This window comes from Pseudomonas sp. RSB 5.4 (assembly GCF_037126175.1).
Lineage (GTDB): Bacteria > Pseudomonadota > Gammaproteobacteria > Pseudomonadales > Pseudomonadaceae > Aquipseudomonas > Aquipseudomonas fluorescens_H.
The window spans coordinates 2,190,728-2,202,657 of record NZ_CP146986.1 but is presented as its reverse complement, the minus strand read 5'-3'; the positions used below and the strand labels follow the sequence as shown (position 1 = coordinate 2,202,657).

The 11,930-nt window shown below is 51.5% G+C and carries 14 protein-coding genes; 13 read left to right on the top strand and 1 reads right to left on the bottom strand.

The features are described from left to right. Nucleotides 1–5: 5 nt before the first annotated feature. The 12 genes from V9L13_RS09730 (at nt 6) to V9L13_RS09675 (ending at nt 9,628) form a co-directional block, all read left to right on the top strand. Nucleotides 6–221, top strand: coding sequence for a DUF4287 domain-containing protein (locus V9L13_RS09730; RefSeq protein ID WP_338802363.1), 216 nt, complete (start codon nt 6–8; stop codon nt 219–221). Nucleotides 222–234: 13 nt separating this feature from the next. Continuing rightward, a complete protein-coding gene (locus V9L13_RS09725; protein ID WP_338802362.1) occupies nt 235–714 on the top strand; it encodes a GNAT family protein in 480 nt (159 codons plus the stop codon). Between the two features lie 158 nt (nt 715–872). Next, nucleotides 873–1,394, top strand: coding sequence for a GNAT family N-acetyltransferase (locus tag V9L13_RS09720; protein ID WP_338802361.1), 522 nt, complete (start codon nt 873–875; stop codon nt 1,392–1,394). A gap of 503 nt (nt 1,395–1,897) precedes the next feature. Then, complete coding sequence (locus V9L13_RS09715; protein WP_096796364.1) at nt 1,898–2,260, top strand: DUF6124 family protein; 363 nt, start codon at nt 1,898–1,900, stop codon at nt 2,258–2,260. A 140-nt stretch (nt 2,261–2,400) separates the two neighbouring features. Further along, on the top strand, nt 2,401–3,942 hold the full coding sequence (locus V9L13_RS09710) for a DUF2235 domain-containing protein (RefSeq protein ID WP_226500184.1): 1,542 nt from the start codon (nt 2,401–2,403) through the stop codon (nt 3,940–3,942). After that, the gene (locus V9L13_RS09705) at nt 3,942–4,598 is read left to right on the top strand and encodes a DUF2931 family protein (RefSeq protein WP_338802360.1); all 657 of its coding nucleotides are present in this window, start codon (nt 3,942–3,944) and stop codon (nt 4,596–4,598) included. Before V9L13_RS09710 ends, V9L13_RS09705 begins: the two co-directional genes overlap by 1 nt. Nucleotides 4,599–4,608: 10 nt before the next feature. Further along, the gene (locus V9L13_RS09700) at nt 4,609–5,265 is read left to right on the top strand and encodes a DUF2931 family protein (protein WP_338802854.1); all 657 of its coding nucleotides are present in this window, start codon (nt 4,609–4,611) and stop codon (nt 5,263–5,265) included. Between the two features lie 11 nt (nt 5,266–5,276). Further along, complete coding sequence (locus V9L13_RS09695) at nt 5,277–5,933, top strand: DUF2931 family protein (RefSeq protein WP_338802359.1); 657 nt, start codon at nt 5,277–5,279, stop codon at nt 5,931–5,933. Between the two features lie 11 nt (nt 5,934–5,944). Continuing rightward, the gene (locus tag V9L13_RS09690; RefSeq protein ID WP_338802358.1) at nt 5,945–6,601 is read left to right on the top strand and encodes a DUF2931 family protein; all 657 of its coding nucleotides are present in this window, start codon (nt 5,945–5,947) and stop codon (nt 6,599–6,601) included. Between the two features lie 31 nt (nt 6,602–6,632). Then, nucleotides 6,633–7,289, top strand: a complete 657-nt coding sequence (locus V9L13_RS09685; protein ID WP_338802852.1) for a DUF2931 family protein — start codon at nt 6,633–6,635, stop codon at nt 7,287–7,289. 517 nt (nt 7,290–7,806) lie between these two features. Continuing rightward, nucleotides 7,807–8,508, top strand: coding sequence for a hypothetical protein (locus V9L13_RS09680; protein ID WP_338802357.1), 702 nt, complete (start codon nt 7,807–7,809; stop codon nt 8,506–8,508). Nucleotides 8,509–8,518: 10 nt separating this feature from the next. After that, the gene (locus V9L13_RS09675; RefSeq protein WP_338802356.1) at nt 8,519–9,628 is read left to right on the top strand and encodes an XRE family transcriptional regulator; all 1,110 of its coding nucleotides are present in this window, start codon (nt 8,519–8,521) and stop codon (nt 9,626–9,628) included. A 240-nt stretch (nt 9,629–9,868) separates the two neighbouring features. Here the strand turns inward: V9L13_RS09675 and V9L13_RS09670 are convergent, their stop codons facing one another. Further along, entirely contained in the window at nt 9,869–10,918 is a 1,050-nt protein-coding gene (locus V9L13_RS09670; protein WP_338802355.1) for a hypothetical protein, read from the bottom strand. 512 nt (nt 10,919–11,430) lie between these two features. Between V9L13_RS09670 and V9L13_RS09665 the strand changes: the two genes are divergently transcribed. Then, nucleotides 11,431–11,925, top strand: coding sequence for a DUF1543 domain-containing protein (locus V9L13_RS09665; RefSeq protein ID WP_338802354.1), 495 nt, complete (start codon nt 11,431–11,433; stop codon nt 11,923–11,925). The last annotated feature ends 5 nt before the right edge of the window (nt 11,926–11,930 follow it).

Below are 11,930 nucleotides of genomic sequence, written 5' to 3'. Positions count from 1 at the left end.
GCAGCATGAGCGAAGACAACAAGGTAAAAGGCCTGGCGTCGTACTTCCCCTCCATCGAAAAAAAGTACGGCCAGCCCATCGATCACTGGCTGAACCTGCTCGGCGGCATCAACGACAAGAAACACATGGAACTGGTGGCGTGGCTCAAGGATGAACACGGCATGGGCCACGGCCATGCCAACGCGCTGGTCGCGCACCATTTGGCCGCAGGCAAACAGTGAGGGCAGGGCAGCCATGAACTTCACCCACCGGCCCGTGACGGCCGACGACGTCAAAACCCTGTGCGGCTTTCCGCAGGGCGTTCAAGAGTTGTACTTCATGTTCCCGAAAGCGCAGTACCCGCTGACGGAAGAGCAAATGCACACCGCGATCAGCCAGCGCTTCGACTCCACGGCTTTTCTGGCCAACGGCGAGTTCGTCGGTTTCGCCAACTTCTACCGTGCCGAGTACGACGGCGTCTGCTGCATCGGCAACGTCATCGTCGCGCCATACGCCCGGGGCCAGGGTGTCGCTCGCTACATTGTCGAAACCATGACCGCGGTCGGCTTTGAAAAGTACGGGGCCAGGGAAGTGCAGCTGTCCTGCTTCAATGAAAACACCGCAGGGTTGCTGCTCTACCCGAAACTCGGCTTCGTGCCGTTCTCCATCGAAGAGCGTGCTGCGCCGGGTGGCAGGCGTGTGGCGTTGATCAACATGACCCGCCACCGACAATAGCCATCCCCCAATCCCTGTGGGAGCCGGGCTTGCCCGCGATGACGCCAGCCCGGCCAAACGCGCTCCCGAGCCTTGCGCGGAACCTGTGGGAGCTAGCCTGCTAGCGATGGCGCCCGCCCAACCGCCACATAACCTGCTGAATCACCAAGGTCTCGACCATGCCAAACTCCACAACACGCCTGACCTACAGACGCCCACAACAAGCAGACCTGCCCACCGTTTTCGCGATTTTCGGCGACCCACAAACCAACCTGTTCAACCCCGCCGGCCCCATGACCGACATCACACAAGCCGAAGCACTGCTGGATCGCTGGCTGCAACACTGGGAAACCCACGGCTACGGATGGTGGGCAATCAGCAGCGCACAAGCCCCTGAGCACATCCTCGGATTCGCCGGCATCGCCGCCCACGACTACCTGGGCAAAAAGGTCATCAACCTCGGCTATCGCTTCGCCGTCAAAGCGTGGGGCCACGGCTATGCGACAGAGGCCGCACAAGATGCGCTGAACCACGCCTTCAATCATCTCGGCTTGCCCGAGGTATTCGGCCTGGTCAGGCCCGACCACACCGCCTCAATCCGCGTCCTGGAAAAGATAGGCATGCGCCGCTTCGGCGAACTGGACGATGTCCCCGGCAAAGCCCCCAGCCTGGTATTCCGAATCCAGCGAGATGCCCGCTGATTCGAACCACCTCCCTCTGCAGGAGTGAGCCTGCTCGCGATGACGCCAGTCCAGCCCCCACTAATCTCAATCCAGTCAAAAATCCCTGTGGGAGCGGGCTTGCCCGCGAAGACGTCTGCCCAATCACCCCATCAATCACTGACCGAAATAAACAGAAAAATCACCCCCGTTTAAACGAAGCCTCCCGTAACCACCCAAGCCCTACAACGCCTTGCGTCATTACCTACGAGTACGCCAGAATCCGCCGGCTTGTGCGTCTAGGGCGCGGGTTCTATCGTCTGTCGGTCACTGAAAAACAGTGATCGGGTTTGGTAGCCCGCCATAACTAGTCGCATCGCGCACCGTTCGCAGACCTCATCAGGCCGCTGCTCAATGGTGGCCATGCGCAGGACACCTTCGGGTGTGCCGGGTCCTAGTTACCGGTCTACCAACCCGCGTGTGGCCGCCACCCTTCGTTTGGTAGCGAAGGTGAAGGCTCCTCTTCAATAACTAGGAGTTTCACCATGATCAAACCAACACCCAACCCGCCAGAAACCGACCTCGCATCGCCCTACGAATCCCTCGATTCCAAAAAACTCCACGAAGCCGCCGAACGCGCCCTCGACCACTACCTGTCCCCGGCCACCCAAATCATGGCCAGCCCGCACAAACCCGAACCCATGTACCTCGCCAACCCGAAGTGCGACACCGAATCCCTGCTCGCCAACGCCAGCGAAACCCTCGGCTCCGCCAGCGAAATGCTCAACAACTTCGCCGCCATGCTCGACACCTCCCACCGCAAAACCGCACTGGGCATCGCCCAAGTCGTCATGCTCGGCGAACTCGCCGTAAACCAGGCCCTCGACAACGTGGAAATCGCCCACTGACCACCCCGGTGCGACGAGCCAAAATCCTCGTCGCACCCGGCAATCCCAACCGAGCTGGCACACGGCCACGCCTTGCGCCCACAAGCCTCGGCTGTCACCCTTCGGCCCGTTCTTCAAGGATCAGAACAAGGAATCAAGGATTGAGTGGCTACGTTCCCAACCCCCCGAAAAACTACCGCTACGAAGAAGCCAAACCCGTCGACATTCATGCCCAGCGTTGGGCTGAGTATGAGAAGCACGGGAAAGAACCTACGCGCGAGCCTGAGAAAATCGGCATTGCGTTGAGGATTGGTGTGTTCTTTGATGGTACTGGCAACAACGCAAACAACTCTGCAGCGGGGTTGTTCTGCGGTGCTCATCATCCCATTGCGCCGCAAGATATCGATGCCAGTTGCAAGCCGTACATGAGTGATCCGGATAGCAGCTACGCCAACGACATCAGCAATGTGCAAAAACTGAGTGAGCTCTATTTCGCACCTCAAAAGGCGGAGGGCGATGGTTCGCACAAGCAAGCATTCCGCATGATTTACGTCGAGGGGATCGGTACCCGGTCAGGTGAAGAGGACAGTAAATTCGGCGCTGGCACAGGTCGAGGTGATACGGGTGTTGCGGGACGTGTCCAGCACTCTTTTGAAGAGATCAAATCGCGTATTGAAGATGTTCTGGATAACAATCCAAACAGTGAAATCACGTCTCTGACTTTCGATACGTTCGGCTTCAGCCGAGGCGCTGCGGCCGCACGGCACTTTGCAAATGAAGTCGTTCGCGGAAAACAGGGCCCCTTAGGGAATATATTCCGCAGCAATGCGAGTGACTTCAGTCGAACCTTTATTGACCAGTACAAAAGCAGTATCAATATGGGATTCATTGGTCTGTTCGACACCGTGCCTTCGATTGCTGGCTGGTCCAATCTGGGGAATGTAAAGAGTTCAGTCGCCACGGGCATCAAGCTCTACCTGGACCGTCGTTTTTTTACTGATGTCGTTCAGTTGTCCGCGCGTGATGAGTATCGGGCCAACTTTGCATTGAGTCGCGTCAAAGCCGATCACCTGGAAATCACTCTTCCAGGTGTGCATTCCGATATTGGTGGTGGCTACCGCGATGAGGTTGAGGAGTGTGTACTCGTCAGTCCGATGCAAACGCTTGAGGTCTCGCAGTTTACCGATGTATCTACCACGTCCATCTACCGGGATGCTGTGTCTTTGAAAAATCAGTGGGTCTCCAAAGGCTGGTCTGAAGACATGCTGGAGATTGTTACTCCTGAGGCGCTTCTCCTACCTGTAGATCAACAAGATCGGCTCAGCCCTCGCAGGAAGCGTGTTTATGCCGCCGTACAACTCAAACGTCCTGTGAGCGGCCTTTTGTCGAGGGTGTACCTGCGAGTGATGTATAGCCTCGCAAAGGAAAAGGGCGTTCGATTCAACGAGATTCCCGGAACGGCCGCTCTGGCGGTGCCCTCAGAACTGCAGGCACTGTGTGATCGATTTGTGGCGGGTGACTACAGCACGACTCAGGATGAGGAGAAATTGCTGAAGTTGAAATACATTCATATGTCCGCTAACTGGAATCATCCACTTGGAAGAAGGGATGGCAGTGGTATCCGAGCCGTCTACATCAACGCACCCACCGAAGACATGATTCGTGTGCAACATCCCCATGTACCTGACTGGACTCTCTGGTAATGAAACTAATCGTCACCTTACTTCTTACTTTGTTCATGACCGGTTGCCAGTCTGCTGATCCGCTCTCAGCCAAAAATGATCCTAAATCCGAATGGTGGGAACTGGCTTTCACTGAACCCGATTACATGAAGGTTTGGGTGGAAGACAGTTCGGTGCAAGATATTACCGGCAGAGTCTTCTTCAGAACCGGCGGGGGGACTGCTGCTGGCGGAGAACCTGAAGACGGTACTGAGTCTGCCCGCGGCTGGACAGGAGTGGGAGGCAGCGGAAAAAGAGTAGTGGGTGCCAATCTACCCATTCGCATTTATGTCCGATGGCAATCAATCGTCGAGCAGAAAACTTGGCAAGCGTGGGTGGATATTCCTGAGGAGGCCAGACAAATAATGGTGACCTCCACAAATCAACGATGCCCGGAAAGGCCTGAAAGAACAGCGCGTTACATGGCTTCAGTTTATTTGGGGCTCGCTCCGGGTGGTGTTGTTCAGGTGTGGGTGAGGGATTCATGCCACCGACCAATCAAGGTTGCTAGAGCGCAAGGCGAAATCGACCCGCTGGGTCCGGAGCGGGGGAAAAACGGTGGTCGTTATGCCTACCCTGTGAGTGAAAAGGCCAAGCGCTATATCGACAAATACGGTATTCCGTATGGGAGTTGGTAATCGTCGCCTGATGAAAAGATTTCCAACGATGCTTTGTGCCCTATTGATTAGCGGCTGCCAGCCAATTGATCCGCTATCAGCCAAAAACGACCCCAAATCTCCTTGGTGGGAATTAGGCTTTACCGAGCCCAACTACATGAAAGTCTGGGTTGAGGACACCTCGGTCGACGACATTAAAGGGAGAACGTTCCTGCGCACCGGAGGTGGATCGGCGTCAGGGGGTCAACCTGAAGACGGAACAGAATCGGCGCGAGGCTGGCACGGAGTGGGCAGCACCGGAAAAAGTGTTGTTGGTGCTGATCTTCCCAAAAGGATTTATGTCCGTTGGCAATCCATTGTTGAACCGCAAACGTACAAGGTCTGGATAGATATCCCAGAGGAAGCCAGACAACTCATGCTTGAATCCGTCAATCAGCGCTGCGCCAAAACACCCGAACAAGAGGGCCGCTATAACGCGTCTCTCTACTTGGGCCTGGCTCCTGGTGGTGTCGTGCAAGTTTGGGTTAGAGACTCATGCCACCATCCTGTCAAAGTCGCCAGAGCAAAGGCAGAGGTCGAACCGCTGGGGCCTAGTCAAGGTAAGAACCAAGGGCGCTATGCGTATCCCGTCAGCGAAAAGTCCAAGTGGTATATCGAGAAATTCGGCATCCCTTATGGGAGTTGGTAAACGGTAAACCAATGAAGTTATGCATTGTGGCGGTATGCGTGTTGTTCCTGAGCGGTTGCCAGTCTGCCTATCCGCTATCGGTAAAAAACGACCCGAAATCCGAATCGTGGGAGCTTGCGTTCACCGAACCCTATTACATGAAGGTCTGGGTTGAGGACAGTGCCGCCGAAGACATAAACGGCAAGCTATTCACGCGGACGGGAGGAGGCACAGCCGCTGGTGGTGAACCAGAGAATGGCAAAGAGTCCGCGCGCGGTTGGCATGCGGTAGGCACGGCTGCGAAACCAGTGATTGGCGCTGGCTTGCCCAAACGCATTTACGTGCGCTGGCAATCCATTGTCGAGCCGCAGACCTATAAGGTTTGGTTGGATGTACCTGAAGAGGCGAGGCAACTGATGGTGCAATCGGTCAGTCAGCGGTGCCCGGAAACACCGGAGGAACAGGCCAGCTATAGCGCATCTATTTATCTGGGGTTGGCGCCCGGGGGCGTTGTACAAGTCTTCGTTCGGGACTCGTGCCATCGTCCTGTCAAGGTCGCTAGAGCACAGGCAGAGATTGAACCGCTAGGGCCTGGTCAAGGTAAGAACCAAGGGCGCTATGCATATCCCGTCAGCGAAAAGTCCAAGCGGTATATCGATAAATTCGGCATCCCTTACGGGAGTTGGTAATCCTTAAACCAATGAAACAACTCATAACGATACTTTACGTTTTGCTGATCACAGGATGCCAAGCGACTGACCCACTCTCAGCCAAAAATGACCCGAAGTCCGAATGGTGGGAGCTGGCGTTCATTGAGCCGGACTACATGGAGGTTTGGGTTGAAAACAGTTCTGTTCAAGACGTTAACAACAGGATTTTCTACAAAACCGGCGGCGGCACCGCTGCTGGGGGAGAGCCTGAAGATGGCACCGAGTCAGCCCGTGGATGGTCCATCGTTGATGGCAGCGGAAAGCGAGTGGTCGGGGCCGGTCTTCCCGTCCGCATATACGTTCGATGGCAATCGATCGTCGAAAAGAAAACCTGGCAAGCCTGGGTAGATATTCCGGAAGAGGCCAGGCAGTTGATGGTGACGTCCGTCAATCAGCGCTGCCCGCGAACTCCCGATCGGCAAGCAAGATTCATGGCATCGGTTTATCTCGGCTTGGCTCCCGGCGGTGTGGTGCAGGTTTGGGTAAGAGACTCATGTCATCACCCAGTCAAGGTCGCGCGAGCACAGGCGGAAATTGAACCACTGGGGCCGAGCCAAGGTAAGAACGAAGGACGGTACGCCTATCCTGTGAGTGAAAAGGCTAAGAGGTATATCGATAAGTACGGCATTCCATATGGAAGTTGGTAGTCGTGACAACTACTTGAATGGATCATTTGTAATGAAAGCAACGATTGCACTGCTGGGCGCTTTATTGTTGTCCGGCTGCCAAAGCAGTGGCCCAGAAACAGGCGAAAATGACCCTAAATATCCATGGTGGGAATTAGTGTTCGTTCAGCCGAATTATATGAAGGTCTGGGTAGAGGACAACTCCGTCCAAGACATCAATAACAGAGTCTTCTTTAGAGCTGGCAAAAGCACTGCAGCCAGTGGAGAGCCCGATATCAGCACGGAATCTGCCCGTGGTTGGGGGACGGTGTCGGGGAGCGGGATGCCTGTGACAGGCGCCGATCTTCCAAAACTGATCTTTGTCCGCTGGCAATCCATAACAGAGCAAAAAACCTACAAAGGCTTCATCGAAATTCCGGAAGAGGGCAGGCAACTGATGGTGAAGTCAACACACCAGCGCTGCCCGGAAACGCCGGAGAAAACTGCTCGCTTTATGGCGTCACTTTACGTGGGGCTCGCTCCGGGCGGCGTGCTCAAAACATGGGTTAGAGATTCATGTCGAAATCCGATTGAGATTTCTCGCGGTCAAGGGGAGATAGAACCTCTGGGGCCGGAACAGGGGAAGCATGGTGGTCGTTACGCCTATCCGGTAAGTGAGAAGGCTAAACGATACGTAGAAAAGTACGGCATTCCGTATGGGAGTTGGTAGGCGACACTTCTCTTGCCTGCCTTTCAGGGGCGTTGTCTTGTGAGTTACCTTTTTGACAGCAACCGCGTCAATGCTGAGCTCAACGAAGGATCGCTTTCGGCCAAAAGCAGACGTTCAGGAACGACTGATTCCAGCCAATAGAAGCCCAATCGTGATGGCTGCGTTCGTTCAAAAGAGGTCAAGTCATATTGAAGAGCAGTTTTATGATGGATCTCGAGACTTTCCTAAACCGTCACATCGAGCTGAGGCGTTCATTTGTGCTTTGTGATGCTCGAAAAACGGTTCTAGGGGATTATTGGGGGGGGGGGGAACGCATTTTCACCTCAGAGCACTGCCTCCCTATCAGCTACTGAGTTGGCTGAGCTTATAGCTGAGTGGACGTCGAACGGCAGTGATCGCGAAACCAGGTGGCACAATCCCATAATGGCCATCAACGACTCAGCCGAACGGTCCTTGTGTTTCCGCTTTTTATACCTCAACATGAGGGAACATTTTCGGAAACAGGTACGGAGTGGCGATGAGCAAATTTGAATTGACGGCTTCAAACGTCTTCACTCGGCGAGCGACGATTATCGATGATCCCTCGGATGTCGAAGTACGATTGAAGGACTTGCATTCTGACTTGAGCCCAGTCCTCCTCCGTGACGCCATTAGTGGCGGTATCCGAGGACGCAATGAGACCAATCGTGCATCCGCCCCGACTGCAGCAGGTGTTCAGCAATGGCTGAAGACCGTTGAAGATCTGCGCACATTGTTGGCTACAGCCCACTGGCATATTCACGAACAGAAAAATTGCCCTTTCATCAGCTCGCCTGATCGGACTATCTCAATTGTTGTCATGACCGGCAACAGCGAGACAGGCAAGAATGGAATTGATGAACCAACAAATCAGGCTGAAAAAGGAGCGGTAGCTGAGGACTTTGTTTATAACAATAATCGTCAGTTAGAGCTCTTTAATAGTAACGCTTTCCAGTTCGTAAAAGAACACAGGAAAGAAACACAAGTCTGGGCGTTGCTTTATCATTATGATAAAGCACTTAAGGAGGTTCGATATGAATTGTCCTTGCCGACCGGATTTGGCAATAAAAAAATTACTGGCTGGGGCGTTCGCATACTCCTAGGTAGTGTTTCTAACAATCCAGATGACTTCACCATTCGTAAAGATGAATCAAATTCTCAAATTTCGGTGGAAGTAGAGCCTATAGCAGGCAAGTTGTGAGTAAGTAGGTATGTCCGATATTAATCCCAAGCAAATCACATTTGCCAGGGTGAGAAGACGTTTCACTAAAGCTCAGCTGGCAAAGGAATTAGGTATCACCAGTCGTAGCTTGCAGAACTACGAGACTGGCGCGTCCTATCCTGAGCCAGCGGCGCTGGAAAAGATTGCAAAAATACTTAATTTTCCCCAGCAATTCTTTTTCCTTGAGGAAGATATGCCCGAGCTGAGGGAGGATTCGGTTAGTTTCCGTAAGCTTTCAAAAATGACTGATGCATTGAAAGCTTGCACATTTGCAGCAGGCGCTATTGCGTTTAGGGTGAACTGTTGGATAGAAGAGAGGTTTAATTTGCCCTCAGCAGCACTACCTGACCTAAGCGATCTAGGGCCTGAAGAAGCCGCCGCTACACTCCGTCGTTTATGGGGATTAGGTAACGCACCCATCCCCAATATGATTCACTTGCTTGAGTCAAAAGGTATTCGTATTTTTTCGCTGGCAGAAGAAACACGAGAGGTTGACGCTTTCTGTACTTGGTATGAGGGCAAACCATTTGTTTTCCTTAACACCATCAAGTCCGCTGAGCGAAGCCGCTTTGACGCTGCACATGAGTTAGGTCATTTGGTTCGCGACGTTTACACAATGCAGCACGGCCAAGCGCACGGACCAGAAATGGAGCGACAAGCTGATGCATTTGCTGCCGCTTTTTTAATGCCTAAGGATAGTGTGGCGGCTAATCAGCCACCGACTTACTCGATTAAGTATTTGATAAAGCTGAAGCACTATTGGGGTGTGTCGCTTGCAGCCATGGCATATCGTTTTAATTCGTTGGGTTTAGTTAGCGAATGGAATTACCGCAATCTGTGCATAGATATCGCTAAAAGTGGATATCGCTCTAATGAGCCAGAGCCGATGGAGCGGGAGACATCGCAGCTACTCACAAAGGTGCTAGATGCTTTGCATGTTCGGAAGCAAGGCCGTCGTGAGATTGCGGATAGTTTGAGTGTCAGTATAGACGAAATTAATGCTTTGACTTTTAAATTGACAAGATTGTCAGTGGTGTCGGGCAGTGTAATTAGTGAGCCGTCAAGCAAGAAGCTTTCTCCAAAGTTGAGGCTGATATAGCGCAAAACTTAATTCTGATTTTATAGACGGTTGAGTTTCTTCTTTTTGATCGGGCGTTGTGCGAGAAAAACTAAATTAATAATAGAGAATTCCTCTTCTAGGCGCCGCGCATTCTTAGTATCGCTTCTATCTAGAGCCATCTTTGCTCAATCAGCTCCCCTCCATATCATAAATGATAGGGGAGCTCTTTCTTGAGTGTAATATTTTACTCCTTAATGGTTAAAGTAAGTGAGTAGATGGTCAATATATAGTGTTTTTTGCCATCTCTTGCCACAGAGCTTTCCTATCTAGCTCTTGTCCTTGGTATATGACCACACCAAAAGTTTCATCCACTACACGGCGTCCTTTGTCATAGATATGCACGTGAATTCCAAGTTCTTGGGGTCTATCTGCTGTCCATAAAACCGCTGGAGTAGAAGACCATACCTCAAACTTTAGGCCAGGGTATTCGTCCATGTTAAGCGTGCGATCGGGGACTATATATTGATTGCTGTTGTTAAATTGATCGTGTAAGGGCTTCAGCGGGGTAGACACTATTTTTCCATCACTCCAAACGCTGTCATTACCGCAATTTCCACAGAAATGCTTTGCGTGCGGCGTGTTAGCGAAGCTACCCAAATCCAGGTGAGGATATCCACATTTTTTGCACGTGACACACGACATTTCTCGGCCATTTTCCAGTGACTTCACGAACTCGAATGCAGCTGGCGGTGTAATTTGAATTTGGGTAATTTCGCCGCTGGAAAATAATCCTAAGTTTTGATTGTATGAGCACACGATAGCGTCAAAATCCCGATCCAGCTGCTTTTTATTATCGCCAGAGAAACGCTTGTGCACATGTATTTTGGGAGGTCTCGGGACTATCTCTTCACTCGAGATCGCTGGTGGTAGGGAGCACCAAACTCCAATTTCCTCAAAGTCGTTGAAATCCACAACTAAAGGATCAACCACATAGCTCATTCCCATAAGGTGATTACTGCAGGTTACCTCACCGGTAGGTGGAACTGCGGCGATATCTGCTTTTACACCCCAGTGAATTTGGTGAGTTTTGCAATACCATCTATCCGCGCCGTTTCTGAATTTTCCACACGGAACAATGTTGCAAGGTAATACTGCGTTGTCGCCGGTTTTTGCGGTGAAGCTGCCAAACACTCCCTCGGAGTTTACAGCGATATTCCCAATTGTTCTTCCTGGTGCCCAACAAATAGCTGATGCAGTGGAGTACTGTTCAGGATTATCCTCCTGCTCACCCTCGTTGCAGTATTTTTTAATAAAATTCTTTTTCGCCATACCCGTGCCTGGGTCAGACCATTCACACTCCCACACCTCAACTTACCCTGTTTCTGAGTTTAGTTTTCGTGAATAAAACATTAAATAATCCTTTGGTTAGGGTGTGAGATCTTGCCTGGGGCTTACTCTGTAATTCCGCGCCAGACTTTACGATATTCTGACTTAACCAACCAGTCTTTGTGCACGCGCTCGAGGTATAACGGATGCTCGTAGTGCATTGAAGCAGTTTAACTGTCAGAGTTCAAGGAGCACTCGTCTACTGAATATGAGTAATCAGTGATGGCTAGCCCCCTCACAAATGCTTTCTCCGGAATGCTTCGACTATCGTCTATAGAGGTTGGCTAATATCTACAGGCTTATATTTTTTCTTCTCATCATTATTTGCATATGGTTTATGAAAGATGGTGGTTGAATGTAAGTGTGGTCCGGATGTTAATAGGTGTTATTGTATGATAATATAGTGCGTTGTTTTTTTTGTGGTGTTTTGAGTTTTAGTTATGGTAGGGCGAGTAATGCTTTTTGTTGTAATGTTAGGCGGAAAACATCCTAGAGCCAAAATTGAAGTCCATGATATAGCCTTTGTGGTGGCTGAGAGATTAGAGGATTCTTACCCTCAGCTTAGGCAGAGTTGGTTTGGATCCCCTGTCGGCCTTCATATTGATGCATGGATGGCAGTTGATGGAGTTGATGGGTGGAAGTTAGAGCTAAGCGCATTAGCTCCCTGTCCTGGCTCTATGCGCTTGTACTTCATAAATTTGGGTGGGTATGAAAGTGGAACCTTTGGTGAAGCACATCACTATTCTCTGATAGTTGCGAAGGATAAGCGGGAGGCCATAAGCCTCGGTAAGCGGCAGATATTAAAGCACTGGGCCCAATCTCATACTGATGGCGTGCTGGATGTGGACGATTGTTTGCCGATTGATTCGATAGACGGTCGATATGTTCATTTAGTTGAGGGGGCGCACGATCGCATCATTCAGAGCAATGACTACATTGTATTATCTTAATATTA